The following is a 21,652-nucleotide window of genomic DNA, read 5'->3' as shown; positions in this document are numbered from 1 at the left end:
TAAAATTACTTCTTTAGCGCCCTTAAAACCGCGTCTTTGCGTCTTTGCGTGAACCCTTTTCTTTGTGCCTTAGCGCCTTTGTGGCTACAATCTCTCACAGATACAGGCGATTTAACGGATTTCGCGAAGATATAATTGATTTCTTTAGCGCTCTTAAAACTGCGTCTTTGCGCCTTGGCGTGAACCCCCAATCCGCGTTTCCTATATCACCATAAAGAAAAACACCAAGGCCACCGCCAATACCAAAATCATCTTCTTAGCTTTTTCCTGGAGTTCTTCAGCTACTTTGCGCTGACGCATGACCATCACGGCAATGCTTAGCCCAAAGAATTGTAGTAAGATGCCTACTCCATTCAGAGGACCCATAGGCAAATTCATAAACAGAAAGTTTTTATTGATTAAAGGAATCAAGCAGATAACAATACCTGTGATACCAAATAAGAAGGAGCGCTGTAACAATAATCCGGAGTCTTTTTCTTTCCAGTTCATGGAGTGATGTGTTGTTTTCGTGACTGTAAATAACGCTCCATTTCCTGTAGCGTTAGGGTGTTGAAGGTTTTTTCTTTGGTCAGCCCACCTTTGCGTGCTACCAATACCCCATATTTCATATCCAAATACCCGTCCATCTCATGCGCATCAGGATTGATGGATAGCATCACGCCCTTTTCCAAGGCGTACTGTATCCATCTCCAATCCAAGTCCAAGCGCCAAGGGTGGGAGTTGATTTCGATGACTACACCATTGGCAGCACAAGCGTCAATGATGACCTTATGGTCGATAGGGTAGCCTTCTCTCCTCAACAATAACCTTCCAGTTGGATGTCCTAGGATGGTGGTGTAGGGATTTTCAATGGCTTTTAACAAACGTGCTGTAGCCTTTTTCTGATCCATATTCAAGGATGAATGGATAGAAGACACGATAAAGTCGAAACTAGCCAATACCTCAGTTGGGTAATCCAAACTCCCATCCAACAAAATATCACTTTCGATTCCTTTGAAGATTTTGAAAGGAGCCAACTCTTTGTTTAGTGCATCGATTTCCTGATGTTGCTGCTGCACCCGATCAATGTCCAACCCTCCTGCATAGGAAGCTGTGCGGCTGTGGTCGGAAATCCCTAGATACTCGTATCCCAAAGCCTTGCAATGCTCAGCCATTTGACGAAGGCTATGTTTGCCATCCGAATACGTAGAGTGATTATGTAGGATACCTTTCAAATCAGCAAGGGTAAGAAGTTTATCCAACTGTTCCGCTTCGGCAATATCAAACTCAAAAAAACCATCCCTTAATTCTTCAGGAATAAACGGGAGATTGACTTTTGTATAAATATCCTCCTCGGAATTAACTTCAGGATTTCCCTGAATGGTTTCTGCCAAGGTTTGGTTGTTTTCTAGTGGATAAAGTAAATGCGCCTTCGATGCCGAGCGGAGCATTTTTTCACTGATAAATCTGTTTTCTGATGAAAAATGAATGATCAAAGAAACCTCAGGAGCGATGATTTTACCTCTCCATTTGAAAGGACTGGAGTGTTTTTGGTCCTTTTCAATGTTTTCAAGACTGTCTAAGGTTTGAAGAGCGGCCTTTGGATGGTCAGTACCCACCAATAGTTCAATGGTATCGATGATCTCCATTTTTCTGGCAAAATCCCCCACAAAGGCAATTTTAGACACTCCAAGCTTCTCCTTTACTTCTTCCAAAAAGGCTTCAGCACTTAATTCAATATCTGCATAGAGCCATTTTCCCTGATTGGCAGCTTTAAATTCCAAGGCCTGAATGATGCTTTCTTGGGTTTTTTCACCAAAACCTTTGGCCTTCGCTACTTGCCCGGATTGGCAGGCTTCCATCAGTTCATGTGTGGAAGTGATGTTCAATTCATCCCACAGGATTTTTACCTTTTTGGGTCCCAAGCCCTTGATCTCCAAAATTTCTAAAATACCTTCAGGCGTTCGTTGCAGTAAGTCATCCAGCACCATGTGAGAGCCATTCTCTTGCAAGGAGGCAATTACTTCTGCAATACTTTTACCAATACCTTGGATGGATTGGAGTTCGGCTACTGATTTTCCTTCGATGGATGCATCCCCTCGATCAATGGTATTGACTGCGGATTGGTAGCTTCGGATTTTGAAACTGTTCTCATCATGCAGCTCCATAAGCTTGATGATGAGTTTGAGACGTCTAAGGATTGTTTTCTGGTCCAAAATTTCAAAAAGGTTGGTTGTATAGTAAGACAAATGTCATCAATTATTGTTTTAAAATGAAATTGATATCATGTATCTTACCTTCATTAAAAAACGATACTTATGCAGTACTGGCTCGTAAAATCTGAACCTGAGGAATATAGCTTTCAGGATTTGATGGGGAAAGAGGATGATATATGGGATGGAATCCGTAACTATCAGGCCCGTAACTTCCTGAAATCTATGCAAATGGGTGATTTGATGTTATTTTACCACAGTGGAAAAGAAAAGGCCATCGTTGGTGTCAGCAAAGTAGTGGAAGAAGCATTTCCCGATCCAAAAGACGAAGAGGGTAAAGGTTGGGTAGCTGTTCGCCTTCAAGGGGTAAAAGTATTCGAATTTCCATTTACCTTAGCCATGATTAAAGAAGATCCTGCTTGTGCCAGTCTTCCCTTGCTCAAGCAGAGCCGGTTGTCTGTCATGCCTGTAGAAAAAGAAGTTTTCGACCATATACTAGCGCAAGCCCAATGAAAAAGATTTTGCTCACATGGATCTTGATAGGTATGGCTTTGATTAGCTATGCACAAGTTACCTTTCTCAACAGGCATGAGGTAGAGGTGAAATTCATGGAGAATGATTTTATGGTCATTATGGATGGTGAGCGTGTGGTTGGATTTAGGACTCTGCCAGAGAAAGGCTTCAACCTCAAGACCAAATTGCAGTTCTTTGTTGCAAATGAGGAGTTACATTCAGAGCCAGTACATGAAGTAGCTGTCAAGGATAATTACGATTTGGTAGGTTATGACATTGATGAAGGTGTATTTTACGCATTGATGCAAAAAGGTACTACATTAAGTACGGACAAATATTTGATTGCCATTGACTTGCTGAGTAAAGAAGCCAAAGAAGTTGATCTAAGTAAGTTGTTGGGAATGGAGTTGCAGGAGTTTATTGTGTTTGATGGGAGCGTGGCTTTAATGGGCTTAATTGAAAATCGACCGGCAGTACAACTTTTTCGATTAGAGGATGGGAGCATTCTCACGTTGGAAGGAATTTATTTCAGGGATAGTAAAATTTTGCAGGTGAGAAAAGAGCCTGAACTAGGCTTGCTTGATATTTTAGTCTCCAAACGTAATCGCTTCAAAGAAAAGCAACTTACCTTATTAAGTTTTGATAACCAAGGAAATAAGATGCGGGATGTGGTGATGCAGGACTCTGAGAGCCAAGAAAATGAATTAGTTGAAGGAGTGTTGACAGAAATTCAGGATTATCAGCAGTACATGCTTGGCACCTTTGGCTTACGAAGAAGAGAAGCTTATCGAGGTCTCTATATCGCAGAGATCAATCAATTTGGTGAGTATGAGATGAAAAAGTATACCTTGGAAGACTTCCCAAATTACTATGCTTATCTTTCTGAAAAACAAGAACTGAAAAAGATCAGGACTATTGAAAAAACGATTGCAAAAGGGAAAGTACCCATCATCCGGCCGGTATTTACACTTCGGGAGATCATACCAACCCCAAACGGTTTTTTGATCTACACGGAAAATCTTACCATTAATAATCCCCGATATACTACCCGTGACGGTGTGTATTCTCCACAGGTGAATGCTAATCAGCGGATGTTTTATGACCCTAACTTTATGGGAGGGCCGTGGGGAGTTCGCAACCCGGGATTCCGAACCATGAATGCGATGACCCCGACAGAATACCGCTATCATGCGGCTTATATGATCTATATCCATCGAGATGGGAGGGTTTTATGGGATAATGCAATCAATTTATTTAACCATACCCGTATTGTACCTGGAAAGTATGGAGAAGTTCATTTTGATGGGGAAAAGCTACATTTCCTCCATTTGGATGGGGTGAAAATTTTAGCTACCTACCTCAAAGAGGGAGAAATGATTTTTCTAAATGAAGAATTCGAAATTCAATTGATTGATGAAAACTCACGGATTCGAGAGACCAAAGAAGAATCTTTAGAGCTTCGCTATTGGTATGATGATTTTTTTCTGCTTTCTGGAAAGCAAAAGGTTCGCTTTATGGATGAAAATATGAAAGAAGCTACTAAAGATGTATTCTTTCTAACCAAAATTAGAGTGGATGGAGAACTTTTTACAGGAGAGCAACAATCCAGAATGCTTCGGAATGTAAAGTAAGATCAATTTATAATTTACCGAATGATTCGGTTATCTAAGTTAAGCGAATAAGATTTGATGGTTAGGCAAGAAAATAGCTCTGCTTGTGGATTAATCACAAGATTCAGGGAAGTGAGGTCTACAATAGAAGGAATAGCAAAACCCAATCTCCCTTCCATCAAAAGTTTATTGCCAAAATGCATAGATGCCTGAGTTGCCGGGAGGCTGTTCCAACCAGTAGGTAATTCCTCAAGGGTAGGTGTGAAAATGTGTTCGCTCGGTAAATCAAATTCGATGATAGAGTAAAGGATATGTCGTTCCGATGAGAAAAGCTCCGGATCAATGGTCAATCTTTCTACTAATGCAACTGCAATATTTTCGCCTGCATACAGGGCAGGAGTACCAGGTAAATTCCATCTGCCTCCATAGCGTTTCGCCCCTTCACCACTCGTGTCGGCATAAGTTGTCAACGCAATTCTATAGGCTTTCATGAGCTTATATAGCAATACCATGCTGCAAGCGCATGATCTCAGACTTTAAGATGTCCAAGCCTTCGGATACATCTATCAAGTCCAATGGCTTGCGATTACCAATAGAAAAAAGTGGGCGCTCCATCCATCTACGGAAACCTTCTAAGCCAAAATAAGAGATGCCCATAGCATATAACTCAGCCAACTCAAAAATCTTTTCTGATTGGATGGTGTCAAATACTTCTTTGCGCTGTATGGTCTTAGCAGAAATGCCCAATGCAGCTGCTAAGGTATTGTAATCTAATCCTGCTATCGCTTTGAGGCTTTCGAAAGATTCCTTTAAAATGCAAAAATCCCCAAACAGGATTGCTTGGGGATTTGAATATAAGGCTAGGATTAATTACTTGGCGTAGCTTACTGCTCTCATTTCCCGAATGACAGTAATCTTGATTTGACCAGGATACTGCATTTCTTTTTCAATCTTTTGGGAAATATCGAAGGAAAGTTTGCTTGCTGTTTGATCATCTACATTGTCCGCATCTACCATTACACGCAATTCCCTTCCTGCTTGCATTGCGAAACACTTGTTGACTCCGTCAAAGCTGAGGGCAAGGGTTTCCAATTCTTTGAGTCGTTTGATGTAACTATCCATGATTTCCCTTCTTGCGCCTGGTCTGGAACCTGATACAGCATCACAGGCCTGTACAATAGGTGAGATCATTGTAGTCATCTCAATCTCATCGTGGTGAGCTCCAATCGCATTGCATACTTCTGGATGCTCCTTATACTTCTTTGCCAACTCCATACCCAAGATTGCATGAGGCAACTCCGCCTCTTCTGGGTAAACTTTTCCAATATCGTGAAGGAGACCTGCTCTTTTCGCCAACTTAGCATTTAAGCCCATTTCAGCCGCCATGGTGGCACACAGACGGGCCACTTCTTTGGAGTGATGCAATAGGTTTTGACCGTAAGAAGAACGGAATCTCATGCGTCCTACCATGCGAATCAATTCCGGGTGCAATCCATGAATTCCTAGTTCAATACAAGTTCTTTCCCCGATTTCCACAATCTCTTCTTCGATGTTTTTCTCGGTCTTTTGTACAACCTCTTCGATGCGTGCAGGGTGGATACGTCCATCCTGAACCAATCGGTGTAGGGAAAGTCTTGCAACCTCTCTTCTCACTGGATCAAAGCCTGAGATGATGATTGCTTCAGGAGTATCATCAACGATAATTTCTACGCCGGTAGCGGCTTCCAACGCACGTATATTTCTACCCTCTCTACCAATGATTTTACCCTTGATGTCATCGGATTCAATGTTGAATACTGAGACACAGTTCTCGATGGCATGTTCAGTCGCTGTTCGCTGAATAGTATCCAAAACAATTTTTTTAGCTTGCTTGGTAGCAGTCAGTTTTGCATTGTCTAAAATATCTTTGATGTGGGAAGAGGCTTTCGTTTGCGCTTCGTCTTTGAGCATTTCCACCAATTGTTCCTTGGCTTCGTCTCTTGTCAGATTAGCGATTTTTTCTAAATCGGCTATTCTTTGATTGGTAATTCGGTCAAGATCCTCCTTTTTCACTTGAATAGAATGTAGCTGAGCCTGAAGGTTTTCTTTTTTGGAATCCAGTTCAGCTTCTTTTCTCTTGATTTGCTCTAGCTCCTTTGAAAGTACCTGTTCCCGTTGTTTGATTTTGTTTTCGTTGGTGATGATGATATTTTTCTTTTTGTTCATCTCCTCCTCAAACTCAGATTTCAGTCTCAGGTATTTTTCTTTGGCTTCCAGGATACGGTCTTTTTTCAATGCCTCTGCATTGATTTCAGCCTCACGGACTATGCTTTTTGCTTTGTCACGTGCTTCTTCTTCAATTTTTTTACTATTATTTTTTACAAATACACTGGCTATTCCAGCTCCTATCGCCAAGCCAACGAGGCCTGCGAGGATAATAAATAATGCGGATGCTCCCATAGGTAATATATAGTTAATTACGCTACCCTGTAGAGCCTAAAAATCTACCAATTGAGGATGGTACGATAAATCATAAAAGAGATTCGAGCTGTTGATTGATGCGTTCTATATTGGATTTTATCAATTCACTGTCTTCACTGTTAAGGAGGTTTTGTTCCATGGATTCCACTACTGCGTCAAACGCCACCATGGCCAATAAGTCTTGCCTGTCATCCAAGCCAAACTCCTCGCGGTATCTTTTGATTTTATCGTTAATCAACTTGCCTGCATGTCTGATTTTGGCTTCATCTTCTGCTTTCACCTTCATCGGGTACTCACGGTCCCCAATCTTAATTCTAATCGAAAGTGTTTCCATATCACTCAGACAAATAGGCGATTATATTGTCAATTTCCTGTATATAATTATTGATCTTTTCTCTCAATTCGGCAGACTCCAAGTCTTCTACCGGTATGCTGTTTACAAGTTTAGCGATTTTAATTTGATTTTTAAAATCCTCCAAGGTACGTTCTTTCGAATCCAATTGATTTCTCAAGGAAATTAACTCGGATTGCAAGGCCTCATTGTCTTTTTGAGACTGTTGAAGTTTTTTGCCAAGCTGCTGAACGAGCTTTTCTGTACGTTGAAGGGATTCGTGAATCATGTTATTTTCGGATATATGCCCCTACTTCATTTTCAAAAGTTTGAATCAATCGGGACATTGTTTTTTCAATGACTTTATCGGTTAATGTTTGCTCGGTGTCTTGAAGGTAGAAACTCAAGGCATAGGCTTTTTTACCAGCTTCGATTTTGTCTCCTTGATACACATCAAAAGCACCCATGCGTTGAAGCAATTTTCCTCCGGCTTTCAATGCTACCTTCTTGATCTGATCGTAAGAAATTTCGCGATCGATGACCAAAGAGAGGTCTCTTCTTACTTCCGGGAATTTAGAAATTTCTTGGAATTTTTTGAGCCCACTGGCTTTTTTACCCAATAGGTCCCAATCCAATTCGGCATACCAGACTTCTTGCTTAACTTCCGCTAATCTCGCGAGCGATTCTTGTACAAGACCAGCTGTACCCAATACTTTTTCCCCTAACTTCAACTGCAATGCATAATCAAAAGGCGCGGTATGGATAATTTCAGTTGATATATTACTGATACCTAACTTTTCAACGATGAGTTCTACCGCAGCATATAGGTCGGTGAAAGTCAACTTTTTGGAAGGTTCCAGCCAGCTTTCTGCGGCTTTATCACCAGTTAAGGATAGAGCGATTTTTCTACCTTCTGCATACCCATCACTGGTTTTTGAATAAACCGTACCAAACTCGAAAACCTTCAGGTCTTTTTGTCTTCGGTTGATGTTGTGTGCCAAAACTTCTAAACCAGAAAACAATAGGTTTTGACGCATCACGCCCAAATCTTCACTCAATTTGTTGAGAATTTCTACGTTGGCAGATGGGTTTAAAAACCCCGATTTTTCTGCATAAAATGGTTTGGTCAGCGAATTGGTGATGATTTCAAAGAATCCTCTAGATGCTAAGAGTTCACTCAAGCGGAGCTGTAATTTATTAAGGTCTTTGCTCGGATGTTCAGCTAAGTAATCGGCTTGCAAGTTTTCGCTCAGCGCTACATTGTCAAATCCATAGATTCTCAGAATTTCCTCGATGACGTCGGCTTCCCGTATTACATCCACGCGGTAAGGTTTCACTTGAACAGTGATGTTTTTTTCTGTCTCACCAATGTATTGAATCTCCAAAGATTCGAGGATTTCTTTGATATGGGATTTCTCCAATTCTTTCCCGATTAATCGGGTGATATTGGCATAGCTGACCTCAATCACACGGTCTTCAACTGGCTCTGGATACACGTCTATAATTGGAGAGGAAATCTCCCCACCTGCAATTTCTTTGATGAGTAATGCCGCTCTCTTCAAGGCATAGACGGGCATATTGGGATCAGTACCTCGCTCAAAGCGGAAGGAAGCGTCTGTTTTTAAGCCATGAAATTGGGAGCCTTTTCGGATGATGTCAGGAGAGAAGTAGGCGGATTCCAAGAAGATTGAGGTAGTTTGGTCTGAGACACCGGATCCTTTTCCTCCAAAAACCCCAGCAATGCAAAGTCCTCCCTTTTCATCGCAAATCATCAATTCTTCTCCGGAAAGTTTACGTTCTTTGTCATCCAATGTGACGAATAGACTATCTTTGGCAAGTTTCTGCACAATGATTTTACCCCCATTTATTTTGTCAGCGTCGAAGGCATGCAATGGTTGACCTAAGTCGTGCAGGATAAAATTGGTAATGTCTACAATGTTATTGATTGGCTCCAAATCCAAGGCCTTTAGGTAGTTTTGTAACCATTCAGGAGATGGTCCAACTTTTACATTGGAAATACTCAGTCCTGCGTACCTCGGGCAATCCGCTGCATTGGTGACTTCTACTGGGATGATCTTAGATTCATTGTCGGGAGAAAAATCATTTACTGCATGTATACAGATTTCTCTTCCAAGCAGCGCTTTTAGGTCCCTTGCTACACCCAAGTGTGAAGCAGCATCAGCTCTGTTGGGGGTTAAGCCAATTTCTAATATATGGTCTTTTACAATGTTGAAATATTTTGCGGCAGGTGTCCCATTTGCTAGTTCAGTATCCAAAACCATGATACCCGCATGACTTTCGCCTATACCTATTTCATCTTCAGCACAAATCATTCCCTGAGAAACTTCCCCACGGATTTTCGCTTTTTTGATTTCAAAGGGTTCTCCCGATAAAGGGTATAAAGTACAGCCTTCTTTGGCTACGATTACTTTTTGCCCTTGAGCTACATTGGGAGCTCCGCATACGATAGGAACTATTTCTGAACCAATATCAACAGTTGTCAAGCTTAGCTTATCTGCATTGGGGTGTCTTTCACAGGTAAGTACTTCGCCGATCACTACTCCCTCTAGTCCTCCTTTGATCGATTCAAAAATCTCTATTCCTTCGACCTCCAAGCCACTTCCCGTTAATAAGGCCGCGATCTCCTCAGGGCTTTCTTGGATGGCAATGAAGGCTTTAAGTCTGTTATATGAAATTTTCATGTGTTCTGCTTTTCAAAATAATCTACAAATTTAAGATAAAAGCTGTAGGCAGGAAGCCTAAGTTCGAAAAAGATTGAATTGAAAGCAGGAGTAGTGTAGTGGTCTACATGCCAGAATTTAATCTTTGATATAATCCTTTTCGCCTGCTTCAATCCCAATCTCTAAAAGGTTTTCTTGGGGAGGTAAAGGACAGGCATATTCAGGATTGTAAGCACAATAAGGATTATAAGCTAAATTGAAATCTATAGTGATGCTATTTTTACCATCCTGCCGTAGATTTAAGTATCGACCTCCTCCATAAGTGCTTTCTCCGCTGGTAGCATCAGCAAAGGCAAGAAAGAAATTTCGCTTATCAGCCTCCCTAGCCGCCTGTAAGAGCAAGAGGCGCACAGCTTGACCATTTAATTGAAATTCAGCATAGGAGTGTTTCAGGTATTTTTCTACACTTCCATCGGTCATGGGGATTTCCAGCATTTTACGATCCTCTACAGGGACCATTTTAGCTCTAACTCGATAAGTGGGGTCAATAGGAAAGAAATCAAGTTCTCCCAATGTCTTTTTTTGATCTTCTGTAAGTGGAGAGTCTACATTGAATCGCAGATATTTATACTGCCTATCCCGTTCCCGTTCGATTTTTTCCAAATAAACTTCTTCATTTTCTGTCCCTGTCAGCATATAGGCAAAAGCCAAGGCTACGACAGTAAAAACCCCAAGTGCAATTATTGTTCGAGTCGTCATGTGTTACATTAATCCTTCATCGGCGAAGCTAAAATAGGCAACATCTGTGAATATCAGGTGATCGAGTACAGATACTTCTAGATTTTTGCCTACATCAACCAGTTTCTGTGTCAAACGACGATCTTGTTCGGAAGGTTTAACATTGCCTGATGGATGGTTGTGTATTAAAATCATACCATTAGCTGTGCACTCCAAGGCATATTTGAAGATGATTTTGGGGTCTGCCACTGTTCCAGTCGTACCTCCCGAGCTGATGAGCTGTTTTTTTATGACGTAATTGCTTCGATTCAAATAGAGCACGTAAAAATGCTCGATTGGTTCATCCAGTAAATCTGTTTTCATCAACTGCCAGACATCTGCAGAAGAGGATATTTTAAAGCGTTTCGATTGCTCAGTGATCAACTTCCTTCTCCTGCCCAACTCCAATGCAGCGACGATTGTGATGGCTTTAGCTTCACCTATGCCTTTAAATTTTTTGAGATCTGCGATCGATTTTTTTGCTAATTCTGAGAGATCGTAGTTGCAGTGCTTTAGCATATACTTGGCTAGGTCGACAGCGCTCAAGGATTTGGTGCCGGACCCGATGAGGATGGCCAAAAGTTCAGCATCGGATAAATGCGCTTTTCCGCGGAGTAACAACTTTTCCCTAGGACGATCATCCTCTGCTAACAGTGAGATTTTAATTGAGTTAAATGTTTCCATAGATCCAACACATGTTGTTCAAGACTGAAAAAAACTGTTGGATAAAAATAGGGAGCGGATAAAAAATAAAAAAGCCCTGACATTACTGCCAGGGCAATTTAAACGTTTAAGTTTAGTATTAACCCAATGCGTTGACCAATTTTGTCAATTTAGACTTCTTATTGGAAGCATTGTTCTTATGAATAATGTTCTTCTTAGCAAGTTTATCGATCATGGAAGTTACTGTCTTCAATAATTCCTCAGCCTCAGCTTTGTCAGTAACACTTTTCAGCCTCTTGATGAACGTACGAGTCGTTTTGTGCTGATATCTGTTTCTCAATCGCTTGGCTTCGTTTGCACGAATTCTCTTTAGCGCGGATTTATGATTTGCCATATCTTTATTTACTTAAATTCTTTTGATACACCCCAATTCTAAAGGGAGTGCAAAACTAATACAAATATTTTTAACTGCAAAGGGATTTTCAAACAAAACCTTGTTGAGTATGAAAATCATATGTGATTCTAGTATTCCCGCCGAATGACGCAAAGGTAGTATTTTTCAAGGGATTCAAACAACCTTCTATTCATAAAATTTAAAATTCACACTGTATTTCGGTCATTTTGACCGTGTGAACTTGGATTTGTAGAGGAAAAAATAGGAAGAGACTGTAAATTAGTCGTTTAAATAAACGTTTAAGATGGGGTCTTTTTATGGAATCTTTTTAGTATTCACGTAGCTTTAACCATGTTTTATTTCATGGTTTAACGTTGGTACTGCCTGTCTATGAAATCACGTTGGAAAAGAAAGTTGATACAAGTAGTGATGATAGTCCTGCTATTAGGGTGTATGGAGGACTGTCTTGCTTGGGGGTTTTTTGCACATCGTAAAATAAATAGACAGGCCGTATTTTCCTTACCTCCTGAGATGTTTGGGTTTTTTAAATATCATATCGACTTTATTACCGATAATGCGATCAACCCTGATAGGAGAAGGTATGCAGTACTTGGGGAGGCTGAGAAGCATTATATAGATGTGGAGGCATATGGAGACAGTGCTCTTTACAAGCTTCCGAGGTATTGGCATCAGGCCCTCGAAGTATATGAAGAAAGCTATTTGCGAGCCCACGGGATTGGGCCTTGGAATGTATATCATGTAAAGTTGCAATTGACTAATGCATTTTTGAAGAAAGATAAAAAAGCCATTCTTCGGCTGTCAGCTGATCTAGGGCACTATATTGCCGATATGCATGTGCCGCTACACACCACCCAGAATTACAATGGACAGTTGACCAACCAACATGGGATTCATGCGTTTTGGGAAAGTAGGATTCCAGAGTTATTGGTAGATGACTATGATTTTTTTGTAGGGCAAGCGATGTATATCGAACGACCTCAACTAGCTATATGGGCTGCTGTAGAAGGGGCTCATGCAGGATTGGATTCGGTGTTGCGGTTTGAGCAAGAGCTTACAGCCCGCTTTGATACAGATAAAAAATTTACGTACGAAGAAAGGGGAGGTATCAATACTCGTGTGCATTCTAGGCCTTTTACACTCGCGTATCATGAACTCCTGGATGGGCAAGTAGAGCGGCAAATGCGGGCAGCCATTAAGTTGGTAGCTGATTTTTGGTACACGGCATGGATTGATGCAGGCCAACCGGTGTTAGAAGATTTATTGGATATAAAGGAGCAACTTCCAGAGGAAAAATTTGACACCAAAGACCCCTTACCGGTAAGGGAACATGAAGGAGTAATGTTCTCGCGGAATGCGCTGAATTCGAGGAAAATTGATGAGGATATTGGTTGATAATTGATAATGGGATATTCTTGGAAGGAGAGATTTCTCGGGATAGATAGAGGAAATAAATGGAAATAAGGTTGAAATAGGCTTTGCGAAATAAGGAGAGGGATATTGGTTGATATTGGATATTAGGATATTGCCGGGAGGGTAGATTTTTTGGAATAGGTAGAGGGAATAAATGGAAATAAGGTTGAAATAGGCTTTGCGAAATAAGGAGAGGGATATTGGTTGATATTGGATATTAGGATATTGCCGGGAGGGTAGATTTTTTGGAATAGGTAGAGGGAAAAAATGGAAATAAGGTTGAAATAGGCTTTGCGAAATAAGGAGGGAGATATTGGTTGATAATAGATATTAAGATATTGCTGGGAGGGTAGATTTTTTGGAATAGGTAGAGGGAAAAAATGGAAATAAGGTTGAAATAGGCTTTGCGAAATAAGGAGAGGGATATTGGTTGATATTGGATATTAGGATATTGCCGGGAGGATGGATTTTTTGTAATAGGTAGAGGGAAAAAATGGAAATAAGGTTGAAATAGGCTTCGCGAAATAAGGAGAGGGATATTGATGGATATTGAATTCATGTCGATATGACGGTTAACTTAATCAACCCAATAACCAATCACTTAATTAACTGCTATCGAAATGGGGTTATAGAAATTGGAAGTATTGGGTTTATTTTTTAGCTATTGAGATACTCATCTACGGCAGCACCTAGGCGTTCGAAGGTTTGGCGGAAGGTGGATTCGTCTTCTTCTAGGAGTGTTACGCGGAATCCTCGTAGGTCTGAACAAAAAGAGGAAATAGGAACTACACAGATGTGTTTGGCCGCCAATAAGTAGTAAACAAAGCGCTTATCCAATGGCATATCAGGTTCAAGCCAGGATTCTAATTTTTCTTTTAAGGCTTTATTTTCAATCCTGAGGGTTTGGGTTGGTTTTAATGCTCCTTCTTCAAATACAATGGTGTTATAAAATGCCCCTTTGGTAGGGTTGAATTTGATGCCGGGGATTTTTCCCATGATTTCAGCCATGATACGGCTTCTGTTGCCGATTTTCTCATTTTCAGCTGCTCGATATGCAGGATATTCCGGATGCTGCATGATCTTGGGAATGGATAGTTGAGGGAGTATAGTCGAACAAACCTCAATCATTTTTGCATTTTCTAAGGTCTGACAGAGTTTAGCAAACTCTTTGGATGAATTGCGATTATAAAACTCCATCCAGCCACAGCGGGAACCCGGCCAAGGAAATTCTTTCGAAATTCCTTTCAAGGAAATAGCTGGGCGATCCCCGATTACCTCTGCCAAAGAAATAGCTTTTACACCGTTGTAGGTGATGTTTTGGTAGATTTCATCGGCTATCAAGAGGAGATTAAATTCATTGGCGATTTTCACGAAACCCCTTAAAACCTCTTCTGGATAGACCATACCTGTAGGGTTGTCAGGGTTGATTATCAAAATGCCAATCACGGAAGGGTTATACTTCACCTTATTGTAAAGGTCTTCCATATCGGGCAACCATTGATTGTCCGGATCCAGTCGGTAGGTAATGGGTGCGGTATTGGCATGTGCTGCTTCGGCCGAACTATGTGTGCTGTAGGCAGGGGAAGGGCCAATGATGCGTGCCGTCGGAATCAAAAACTGGTATAATTTGGCTATGGCATCTCCCAGTCCATTGAAAAACAGGATATCATCAGCCGTGATTTGAGCCCCATTTTTTTCATTGCTGATATTGGCTAAAAATTTTCTAGTCTCCAATACTCCCTTGGAGTCAGCATATCCGTAGGTTTTATTATCCAAGACTAATTCGGAAACAATGCCTTTCATCCAACTTGGAATGATATTATTTTTTTGAATGGGATCCCCGATATTTTCCCAGGTGATCGGATAGCCTAAGGCTTCAATTTCACGCGCCTTTTTGACAATTCCCCGGATTTCATAGGAGAGTTCTTCTGCTCCTGGACGTAAAAGTAAATTTCTCATGTGCTGGCCTACATTTCCTTAGCAAAGAAACAAAAAACAAGTAGAATTAATGAAAAAATGCTAAGGAACTACTTAATTTTTTGAGTCTTGCTTCTTTTTGAAAATCAATGCATGCCAAAAAAACAAAATAGAGCCAAGAATAAGTAAAATTGAGCTTACGAAAGAAGGTACGGTTGCCCAACCCATAAACTTTACTATCAATGTGATGCCTAAAAGGATGAAGACAACATTGTATGCCGAATTAACATATTTTCCAACCATCAGTATCTTTTTTTTACCATCACGAAAATAAAAAAAAATAGTTGAATCAGGCAACTGATTTTAATGTAATCCGACGGTTAGTTTGGATTCAGTTTATTTTTAAATGTAAAAATATTTTGACAATTTGTAAAGTTCGTTTTACATTTGGTAAAAAATAATTGACATATGATTCCGAATTTCTTGTTTCCAAATTATTTCAAATGGCTAGGCTGGATCTTATTTAGCTTGGGCGTTCTTGGTCATCTGATTTTTGGGTTTTACTACTTCTTACTCTTTTTATCTCTGGCTTTGTTAGGCTTGTTTGTAGTCGCATCTTCTAGACAGCAAGTGGAAGATGAGATGATTCAGAGTATCCGTCTTCGTTCGCTTCAAACTGCTGTATTTAGCCAAGTGCTATTCATTTTAGGATTTTCATTACTGGATGATTGGAAAGGGGAGGGCTTGGTCAATTTGCCAATTCCGGCAGTTTTAGCGGGGATACTGTTTATTGGGATTTATCTGTTGGTCTTCCATTACAAAATTTATCGCTTGGATCATGAAGAATAGCATCAAGGTAGAGCGGGCGAAAAAGAACATGACCCAACAGGAACTAGCGGAATTGATCCAAGTCAGCCGTCAGACAGTCAACTCCATAGAGGCAGGGAAGTATGTGCCTTCAACAGTACTTGCGCTCAAAATTGCCCGAATTTTTGGTCAGGCTGTGGAGACTATTTTTGAATTAGAGGATGGGGACTAAGCGAAGGTATTAAAAAAAGTAATCAACATATGAAAAAAATGAAATTAGTCGGAGTTGTAGCGATCCTGTTTTTTGGGATGGTTTCCTTTTTCTGGAAATTTGAATCGCTCAAATCAGAGGGGCCGCGACAAGAACTGGTATTGGAGGAAATCAATGAGGATTACCAAGTACGTGTCTATCGGGAAAAATTTATTACTGGGATAACTCATCAAGGGTATGCAATTGGTCCTCAGATTCTACAAAAATCAGGTGACTTAGGAGAAGTCTTTGGAGTATTGTTAGATGTGAGCAAAGTGGAACTTGCTGATACAGACAAGCGACAATACAAACTTGAAATCAATACTTCCAAGCCATTGAAACTTGTACAGCCTGAAATTGCAGCCTTTGTTTTGGATACGATGGGCTTCTCCGTAGAGAAAACTGAGCGACTAGTGCAAACAAAAAAGCTAAACGTTCAGGATTGGGAAAAAGCTACCCAAGCAAAAAAAGAAATGGGCCCTGGAGTTTTGACCTACAGGGAAGTGAAAAATAATAGAATGGAGCTTCTTGGTTACAGCTTGAATGAGCTGAAGAAAGAGTTGGAGGACTTATTTCCTGCTACTTATTTTTCTGTACCCTCTGATCAGAGCAATCAGCCTTTGTACCTTACATTTTCGGATATAAGAAAAATAGACCGTGTACTTGAAGATTTGGAATTGCAGGGGATCTCGGTGGAGCAGACAGAGGAAGAAAGGGATGTGTGGATTGTTCAAAAGAAAAATTAAAAAGCAAATTCATTCAATATCCAAAAGAGTAGGTTTTAAGGGATGTGCAAGAAGTTTAGAGCCTTAATTTAAAGCTCTTTCTCATTTTTCCTTTCTTGATAAATTTGAATCAATAAGGAAGTCATCAACAAGACCATGGCTACTGCACTTAACCAGCTTGTTCTAATAATTGCAAGTATTGCTAGCAAAGAAGCTACAATCAGCAAAACAATTCGAAATTTCAATCCCCAGCTCATTGATTGATTTAAGATAAAGACTAATTAAGTTATTTGAAATGAATTACAGAATATTCATAATATTGATATTTTACGCTTCATCAGTATTTGGTCAAAATGCATTAAATATCAAAGGTGTAAATACTATTTTAAAGTATAATGAAAATAGTGAATTTTTAGTCATTTTAGTTCATGGGTCTGGAAAACAAAATATGGCTGGCAGTTTGAGTTTTGGTTCAAGACCTGAGTGTTTTTATGTTGAGTACGCTAATAGAGAATTCAATTTATTTGATGAGATATCCGAAAACCTAGTTGAAATTGGCTTTTCAACCTTACGATATGAAAAACTAAATGTTAGAGATAAAATTAATGATGATTTTATTATCAAAGATTTTATAGAAGATTTAAATCATATAATTCAAAATGTTCAAAGTAAACCGCAATTAAAAGAGCAAAAAATAGTTCTTTTTGGATGGTCGGAAGGTGTTACAGTCGCATTGAACCAATTTAAATATGATTTAGATATTGCAGGAATGATTCTATTTGGAGGAGTTTTTATGGATCCTATAATAATGAAAGCCGATGCTTATTATGATTTATATAAAAATTGTGAAGGCAATGAAGAAAGGGCTAAATCTTATAGATATCAATTTATTCATCAAATTGAACAGGTAGGACAGAAGAATGATGAGAAGTATGAAAATAGGTTAGTATTCTATGATACTTTATATAATGAAAATAAATCCCAGATAATTGGTATTAGCAAAAAAGCTTTTTCTTACTCAAAATATTATTTTAATGACTTTAAAACACAGGTTGAAAATTCCATAGCAAGAGTTTCAAATGCTGATATTCCATTACTAATTATCCATGGTGAGAAGGATGTAAACGTAACTCTTGAGAACCATTATTTCTTAAAAAAGAAATTGAAAAACCAAAAAAACGTTAGCTTTAAAACTCTAAGTAACACAGATCATTTTTTGCGTGAGAACTTCAATCATGAAATAAACCCCTTATTTTTTGAAATGATTAGTAATTGGAAGGCAAAACTTAATTGGCAATAAGCTAGATAAGGTTTGGATTCATCTTGAACAAATCCTTTTAACCTGAGTAATTTTGACCAATCAATTAAGTATTAAAAAAGCACCCCGGTTAAATTTTCGGGGTGCTTTGCCTTTGTCTCGTCCTGAAATTACTTGACACTTTTTTCATTGTTTTTCTTTTGTCTCCAATGCTATTGCTTCTTTTTGGACGGATAAATCCCAATCCTTATAGTTTTCAATATATATTACTGTGATTTGGTGTGTTTTCTGACGTTTCATGGTAGTGGGTTAAAACCCACGTATATAAATCAGGAAATACTCATATTTACTTGGGTTAAAACCCAGGGCAATTGATGGAGTTTATTGGTTGATTCTTAATTTCTTTCTTTGGGTACAAATTTTTCTGCGTTTTTCCGTGAATTCTGCGAGCTTTGAATCGTTTTGTCTCTCGCTTCTGACTTATAGTTTCTCTTTTGCCTCTGTTGCGGAAATCCCTTCTTGGTACTTCGTACTTTATACTTGGTACTTCGAACACTCTACCTACCTCAACTTCTTATACTTAATCCTCTTCGGAGTCAGGTCGCCCAACCGCTTTTTCTTATTTTCCTCGTAATCGGAGAAGTTTCCTTCAAACCAATATACCTGAGAATCGCCTTCAAAGGCCAAGATATGTGTACAGATTCTGTCCAGGAACCACCTGTCGTGGGAGATAATCACCGCACAGCCACCAAAGTTTTCCAAGGCTTCTTCCAAGGCTCTCAAGGTGTTTACATCCAAGTCGTTGGTAGGTTCATCTAGTAATAGCAGGTTTCCCCCCTCTTTCAGGGTCATGGCCAAGTGAACTCGGTTTCGCTCACCACCAGAAAGCACACCTAGTTTCTTTTCCTGATCGGATCCTCCAAAGTTGAATTTGCTGACATAGGCTCGCGCATTCACTTCTTTATTGCCCAACTTCATCAATTCATTCCCTTCACTGATGGCTTGGTAAACCGATTTATTAGGGTCTAAGTTATCATGTTCTTGGTCTACGTAGGCCAGCTTCACAGTGTCACCTACTTCAAAATTACCTGCATCCGGTTTTTCCTGACCAGTGATTAGTTTGAATAGGGTAGATTTACCGGCGCCGTTTGGTCCAATAATTCCTACGATACCCCCTTGTGGCAAACTAAAGCTAAGATTTTCAAATAAGAGTTTATCTCCATAAGCTTTAGAAACTCCATTCACTTCAATGACCTTGGCTCCCAATCGTGGACCCGGAGGAATAAACAATTCTAATTTAGCTTCTTTCTCTTTGGATTCTTCTGACACCAATTTATCATAAGCAGACAAACGAGCCTTACCTTTAGACTGTCGGGCTTTGGGCGACATTCGAATCCATTCCAATTCACGTTCCAAGGTTTTCTGTCTTTTGGACTCTGTCTTTTCTTCCTGCTTGAGGCGTTGCTGCTTTTGATCTAGCCAAGAAGAATAGTTTCCTTTCCAAGGAATACCTTCTCCTCTATCTAGCTCCAAAATCCATCCCGCTACGTTGTCCAAAAAGTAACGGTCGTGGGTTACTGCAATAACGGTTCCTTTATATTGCTGCAAATGTTGCTCTAGCCAATGGACCGATTCAGCGTCCAAGTGGTTGGTAGGTTCATCGAGTAAGAGTACATCTGGCTCTTGTAAAAGGAGCCTACACAAGGCAACGCGTCTTTTTTCACCTCCAGAAAGGTTTTCCACAAGTGCGTCACTGGGTGGTAGACGGAGTGCGTCCATGGCTCGCTCCAACATGGTGTCCAATTCCCAAGCATTGGCAGCATCCAGTTTCTCCTGTACTTCTCCTTGTTTGGTGATCAGTTTATCCATGGCATCCGGATCATCCATCAAGGCAGGATCCATGAATTTCTCGTTGATTTCTTCAAATTCCTTGAGTAAGGCAACTGTTTCTGAAACAGCCTCCTCCACAATATCTTTGACAGTTTTGGTAGGGTCTAGCTTAGGTTCCTGCTCCAACATTCCTACGGTATATCCTGGAGACCATACGACTTCACCGATAAAGTCCTTATCAAGTCCCGCAATAACCTTCAATAAAGAGGATTTTCCAGAACCGTTGAGACCTAGGACACCGATTTTGGCACCATAGAAAAATGACAGGTAGATATCTTTTAATACTTTTTTCTGTGGGGGATAAATTTTGGATACCCCGGCCATTGAAAATATAATTTTTTCTCCGCTCATTCGTTTGAAGTTAGGTTTGCTAAAATGCAAAGATGCCAAAAAAATAGCTTTCTTAGGATAAATGCTTTTGAATTAATTAATTTGCAGAAAATTAACAATTGGCTACCACGCAACCAACCTATTAAATCATCATGGAGCATCCATACGGGTACATTAAAGATAATAAGGTTTATCTCAAAGGATTTTTGAATCAGCCGGATCGGGTGATTGGAGAAGTAAAAGAAGACGAAGGAAGTACACTGAAGTACTTTGAGGATAGGTTTGTAACCCTCCTCGAAAAAATCAATCAGTTAAAAAAGGATATTGAGGAAAATCAAAACAAGGGTTCCTTTTTGATGAAGTTATTACATCTAAAAGATTCCTTATATCAATACGATGCCTTGGGGGATTTTGTACCTTTGATTGAGGATTTGGAGAAGGTGCAAAACTTTTTGGAAGACATCATTCAAAAAAATCGGGAAAAAAATCTTGAAATAAAAAAAGGACTGATTCTAGAGGCTCAGGCACTGCAACATGATACGGATTGGAAAAATACTTCTGAGGCGTTCAAAAACCTGAAGATGCGTTGGATAAAAACTGGTCCTGTGGATAAGGAAGTAGAAGCTTCCATGGAAGAGGAGTTCAATGCTATTGTAGATTCTTTCTTCGAAAACAGGAAAACCTTTTTTGAAGGGCTAGCCTTACAGGCAGAAGAGAATATCAAAGTCTATCAAGCGCTTGTTCAGCAAGCAAGGGATGCGTTCGCTATGCAAGATCCTAAAATGTCTTTTGAGATTTCAAAAAAAATCCAGAAAGAGTGGAAGGCAGCTGGAAAGGTTCCTGCAGAAAGAAGGCAACCTTTGTGGGATGAATTTTCTAAGTTAAACAATAGAATTTTTAGCAGGTTTAAGCGTTCCATGCAAACAGAACCCGAGATGCGTCCATGGGAACTGATGAAAAAGATGGAAACCATGCTGGATGAAATAAAAAAACTGGCGCATGCTGAAACAAACCCGGCCGTTATTTCGTCTGCCAAGAAACTCCAGGCTGATTGGAAAAGATTGCCTCATCGAAAACCAAAGGATGCGAATCTGCTAATGCGCTCATTTGCGTTTTTCTCTGAAATGGTTTTCGAAAAACAATTCCTAGATAAACTTGCAAACGGCAAGTATGCAGATTTCCGTGAAAAAGATACTACAGAGCAAATCAAAATCAAGACGTCTATTCTAAAGGATCTCATTCATCGGGATGAAACTGAGTTGGCTACCATTCGGGACAATGCTGAGAATTTCCGCACAAATGAACCAGATTTTGAAATAATGTTACGTAGAAAGCTGAGTGCCTTCAAAAGAAAAGTAGATGTAAAAAATCAACTCTTGAAGGAACTTTCAAATAAATAATTGGTTATCAGTTGAAAATTTAA

At 39.8% G+C, this 21,652-nt stretch carries 22 protein-coding genes; 8 read left to right on the top strand and 14 right to left on the bottom strand.

Annotated elements, in window-relative coordinates; translation table 11 throughout:
• Positions 1–201: 201 nt before the first annotated feature.
• Together IPZ59_RS01490 and IPZ59_RS01485 are read right to left on the bottom strand one after the other, a co-directional pair.
• Positions 202–489 (bottom strand): hypothetical protein, encoded by a 288-nt coding sequence (locus tag IPZ59_RS01490; protein ID WP_236138117.1) that lies wholly within the window; start codon positions 487–489, stop codon positions 202–204.
• The gene (locus IPZ59_RS01485; protein ID WP_236139755.1) at positions 486–2,147 is read right to left on the bottom strand and encodes a DNA polymerase/3'-5' exonuclease PolX; all 1,662 of its coding nucleotides are present in this window, start codon (positions 2,145–2,147) and stop codon (positions 486–488) included. Before IPZ59_RS01485 ends, IPZ59_RS01490 begins: the two co-directional genes overlap by 4 nt.
• A gap of 150 nt (positions 2,148–2,297) precedes the next feature.
• Between IPZ59_RS01485 and IPZ59_RS01480 the strand changes: the two genes are divergently transcribed.
• Entirely contained in the window at positions 2,298–2,705 is a 408-nt protein-coding gene (locus IPZ59_RS01480; RefSeq protein WP_236138116.1) for an EVE domain-containing protein, read from the top strand.
• A complete protein-coding gene (locus IPZ59_RS01475) occupies positions 2,702–4,336 on the top strand; it encodes a transcriptional regulator (protein ID WP_236138115.1) in 1,635 nt (544 codons plus the stop codon). The genes IPZ59_RS01480 and IPZ59_RS01475 overlap by 4 nt, the downstream gene beginning before the upstream one ends.
• Positions 4,337–4,350: 14 nt before the next feature.
• Here IPZ59_RS01475 and IPZ59_RS01470 read toward each other — a convergent pair whose 3' ends face one another.
• The 9 genes from IPZ59_RS01470 to rpsT form a co-directional block, all read right to left on the bottom strand.
• Complete coding sequence (locus IPZ59_RS01470) at positions 4,351–4,806, bottom strand: RES family NAD+ phosphorylase (RefSeq protein WP_236138114.1); 456 nt, start codon at positions 4,804–4,806, stop codon at positions 4,351–4,353.
• Positions 4,807–4,810: 4 nt separating this feature from the next.
• Complete coding sequence (locus IPZ59_RS01465) at positions 4,811–5,131, bottom strand: antitoxin Xre/MbcA/ParS toxin-binding domain-containing protein (protein WP_317208049.1); 321 nt, start codon at positions 5,129–5,131, stop codon at positions 4,811–4,813.
• A gap of 54 nt (positions 5,132–5,185) precedes the next feature.
• Complete coding sequence (rny, locus tag IPZ59_RS01460) at positions 5,186–6,754, bottom strand: ribonuclease Y (RefSeq protein WP_236138112.1); 1,569 nt, start codon at positions 6,752–6,754, stop codon at positions 5,186–5,188.
• A 70-nt stretch (positions 6,755–6,824) separates the two neighbouring features.
• Positions 6,825–7,109 (bottom strand): cell division protein ZapA, encoded by a 285-nt coding sequence (locus IPZ59_RS01455; protein ID WP_236138111.1) that lies wholly within the window; start codon positions 7,107–7,109, stop codon positions 6,825–6,827.
• 1 nt (position 7,110) lies between these two features.
• Positions 7,111–7,395: a hypothetical protein gene (locus IPZ59_RS01450; protein WP_236138110.1), complete on the bottom strand. Its 285-nt coding sequence runs from the start codon at positions 7,393–7,395 to the stop codon at positions 7,111–7,113.
• A 1-nt stretch (position 7,396) separates the two neighbouring features.
• Positions 7,397–9,808, bottom strand: coding sequence for a phenylalanine--tRNA ligase subunit beta (gene pheT, locus IPZ59_RS01445; RefSeq protein ID WP_236138109.1), 2,412 nt, complete (start codon positions 9,806–9,808; stop codon positions 7,397–7,399).
• 117 nt (positions 9,809–9,925) lie between these two features.
• Positions 9,926–10,546 (bottom strand): DUF1684 domain-containing protein, encoded by a 621-nt coding sequence (locus IPZ59_RS01440; RefSeq protein WP_236138108.1) that lies wholly within the window; start codon positions 10,544–10,546, stop codon positions 9,926–9,928.
• Positions 10,547–10,549: 3 nt separating this feature from the next.
• A complete protein-coding gene (radC, locus tag IPZ59_RS01435) occupies positions 10,550–11,248 on the bottom strand; it encodes a RadC family protein (RefSeq protein WP_236138107.1) in 699 nt (232 codons plus the stop codon).
• A 118-nt stretch (positions 11,249–11,366) separates the two neighbouring features.
• Positions 11,367–11,621: a 30S ribosomal protein S20 gene (rpsT, locus tag IPZ59_RS01430; protein ID WP_236138106.1), complete on the bottom strand. Its 255-nt coding sequence runs from the start codon at positions 11,619–11,621 to the stop codon at positions 11,367–11,369.
• A 429-nt stretch (positions 11,622–12,050) separates the two neighbouring features.
• On the opposite strand from rpsT, the gene IPZ59_RS01425 reads away from it, so the two are divergent.
• Positions 12,051–13,034, top strand: a complete 984-nt coding sequence (locus tag IPZ59_RS01425) for a zinc dependent phospholipase C family protein (RefSeq protein ID WP_236139754.1) — start codon at positions 12,051–12,053, stop codon at positions 13,032–13,034.
• Between the two features lie 675 nt (positions 13,035–13,709).
• Here the strand turns inward: IPZ59_RS01425 and IPZ59_RS01420 are convergent.
• Positions 13,710–15,011 carry a pyridoxal phosphate-dependent aminotransferase gene (locus IPZ59_RS01420; RefSeq protein ID WP_236138105.1) on the bottom strand — a complete coding sequence of 434 codons (1,302 nt, stop codon included), beginning with the start codon at positions 15,009–15,011 and terminating at the stop codon, positions 13,710–13,712.
• 426 nt (positions 15,012–15,437) lie between these two features.
• Between IPZ59_RS01420 and IPZ59_RS01415 the strand changes: the two genes are divergently transcribed.
• Genes IPZ59_RS01415 through IPZ59_RS01405 form a run of 3 tightly spaced genes read left to right on the top strand, consistent with a single transcriptional unit; the run spans position 15,438 to position 16,772 of the window.
• Complete coding sequence (locus IPZ59_RS01415; protein ID WP_236138104.1) at positions 15,438–15,818, top strand: hypothetical protein; 381 nt, start codon at positions 15,438–15,440, stop codon at positions 15,816–15,818.
• Entirely contained in the window at positions 15,808–16,008 is a 201-nt protein-coding gene (locus IPZ59_RS01410) for a helix-turn-helix transcriptional regulator (RefSeq protein ID WP_317208031.1), read from the top strand. Before IPZ59_RS01415 ends, IPZ59_RS01410 begins: the two co-directional genes overlap by 11 nt.
• 29 nt (positions 16,009–16,037) lie before the next feature.
• The gene (locus IPZ59_RS01405) at positions 16,038–16,772 is read left to right on the top strand and encodes a hypothetical protein (RefSeq protein ID WP_236138103.1); all 735 of its coding nucleotides are present in this window, start codon (positions 16,038–16,040) and stop codon (positions 16,770–16,772) included.
• Between the two features lie 68 nt (positions 16,773–16,840).
• Here IPZ59_RS01405 and IPZ59_RS01400 read toward each other — a convergent pair whose 3' ends face one another.
• The gene (locus IPZ59_RS01400; RefSeq protein WP_236138102.1) at positions 16,841–17,008 is read right to left on the bottom strand and encodes a hypothetical protein; all 168 of its coding nucleotides are present in this window, start codon (positions 17,006–17,008) and stop codon (positions 16,841–16,843) included.
• Positions 17,009–17,046: 38 nt separating this feature from the next.
• Between IPZ59_RS01400 and IPZ59_RS01395 the strand changes: the two genes are divergently transcribed.
• Positions 17,047–18,051: an alpha/beta hydrolase family protein gene (locus IPZ59_RS01395; protein ID WP_236138101.1), complete on the top strand. Its 1,005-nt coding sequence runs from the start codon at positions 17,047–17,049 to the stop codon at positions 18,049–18,051.
• A 519-nt stretch (positions 18,052–18,570) separates the two neighbouring features.
• Here IPZ59_RS01395 and ettA read toward each other — a convergent pair.
• A complete protein-coding gene (gene ettA / locus IPZ59_RS01390; RefSeq protein ID WP_236138100.1) occupies positions 18,571–20,250 on the bottom strand; it encodes an energy-dependent translational throttle protein EttA in 1,680 nt (559 codons plus the stop codon).
• Between the two features lie 131 nt (positions 20,251–20,381).
• Between ettA and IPZ59_RS01385 the strand changes: the two genes are divergently transcribed.
• Positions 20,382–21,629, top strand: coding sequence for a DUF349 domain-containing protein (locus IPZ59_RS01385; protein ID WP_236138099.1), 1,248 nt, complete (start codon positions 20,382–20,384; stop codon positions 21,627–21,629).
• Positions 21,630–21,652: the final 23 nt, after the last annotated feature.

Source organism: Mongoliitalea daihaiensis, from assembly GCF_021596945.1.
GTDB lineage: Bacteria > Bacteroidota > Bacteroidia > Cytophagales > Cyclobacteriaceae > Mongoliitalea > Mongoliitalea daihaiensis.
Note: the sequence above shows the minus strand (reverse complement) of the source record. Positions and strands in the feature narration are given on the sequence as shown.

Bases quoted from the DNA above. Each gene is read 5' to 3' on its own strand.
- IPZ59_RS01425 (WP_236139754.1), top strand. From the start codon at position 12,051: ATGATAGTCCTGCTATTAGGGTGTATGGAGGACTGTCTTGCTTGGGGG.
- IPZ59_RS01455 (WP_236138111.1), bottom strand. From the start codon at position 7,109: ATGGAAACACTTTCGATTAGAATTAAGATTGGGGACCGTGAGTACCCG.
- IPZ59_RS01475 (WP_236138115.1), top strand. From the start codon at position 2,702: ATGAAAAAGATTTTGCTCACATGGATCTTGATAGGTATGGCTTTGATT.
- rny (WP_236138112.1), bottom strand. From the start codon at position 6,754: ATGGGAGCATCCGCATTATTTATTATCCTCGCAGGCCTCGTTGGCTTG.
- IPZ59_RS01440 (WP_236138108.1), bottom strand. From the start codon at position 10,546: ATGACGACTCGAACAATAATTGCACTTGGGGTTTTTACTGTCGTAGCC.
- radC (WP_236138107.1), bottom strand. From the start codon at position 11,248: ATGGAAACATTTAACTCAATTAAAATCTCACTGTTAGCAGAGGATGAT.
- IPZ59_RS01405 (WP_236138103.1), top strand. From the start codon at position 16,038: ATGAAAAAAATGAAATTAGTCGGAGTTGTAGCGATCCTGTTTTTTGGG.
- IPZ59_RS01410 (WP_317208031.1), top strand. From the start codon at position 15,808: ATGAAGAATAGCATCAAGGTAGAGCGGGCGAAAAAGAACATGACCCAA.
- IPZ59_RS01490 (WP_236138117.1), bottom strand. From the start codon at position 489: ATGAACTGGAAAGAAAAAGACTCCGGATTATTGTTACAGCGCTCCTTC.
- IPZ59_RS01470 (WP_236138114.1), bottom strand. From the start codon at position 4,806: ATGAAAGCCTATAGAATTGCGTTGACAACTTATGCCGACACGAGTGGT.
- IPZ59_RS01395 (WP_236138101.1), top strand. From the start codon at position 17,047: ATGAATTACAGAATATTCATAATATTGATATTTTACGCTTCATCAGTA.
- IPZ59_RS01480 (WP_236138116.1), top strand. From the start codon at position 2,298: ATGCAGTACTGGCTCGTAAAATCTGAACCTGAGGAATATAGCTTTCAG.
- rpsT (WP_236138106.1), bottom strand. From the start codon at position 11,621: ATGGCAAATCATAAATCCGCGCTAAAGAGAATTCGTGCAAACGAAGCC.
- IPZ59_RS01485 (WP_236139755.1), bottom strand. From the start codon at position 2,147: ATGGAGCTGCATGATGAGAACAGTTTCAAAATCCGAAGCTACCAATCC.
- IPZ59_RS01385 (WP_236138099.1), top strand. From the start codon at position 20,382: ATGGAGCATCCATACGGGTACATTAAAGATAATAAGGTTTATCTCAAA.
- IPZ59_RS01400 (WP_236138102.1), bottom strand. From the start codon at position 17,008: ATGAGCTGGGGATTGAAATTTCGAATTGTTTTGCTGATTGTAGCTTCT.
- IPZ59_RS01415 (WP_236138104.1), top strand. From the start codon at position 15,438: ATGATTCCGAATTTCTTGTTTCCAAATTATTTCAAATGGCTAGGCTGG.
- ettA (WP_236138100.1), bottom strand. From the start codon at position 20,250: ATGAGCGGAGAAAAAATTATATTTTCAATGGCCGGGGTATCCAAAATT.
- pheT (WP_236138109.1), bottom strand. From the start codon at position 9,808: ATGAAAATTTCATATAACAGACTTAAAGCCTTCATTGCCATCCAAGAA.
- IPZ59_RS01450 (WP_236138110.1), bottom strand. From the start codon at position 7,395: ATGATTCACGAATCCCTTCAACGTACAGAAAAGCTCGTTCAGCAGCTT.
- IPZ59_RS01420 (WP_236138105.1), bottom strand. From the start codon at position 15,011: ATGAGAAATTTACTTTTACGTCCAGGAGCAGAAGAACTCTCCTATGAA.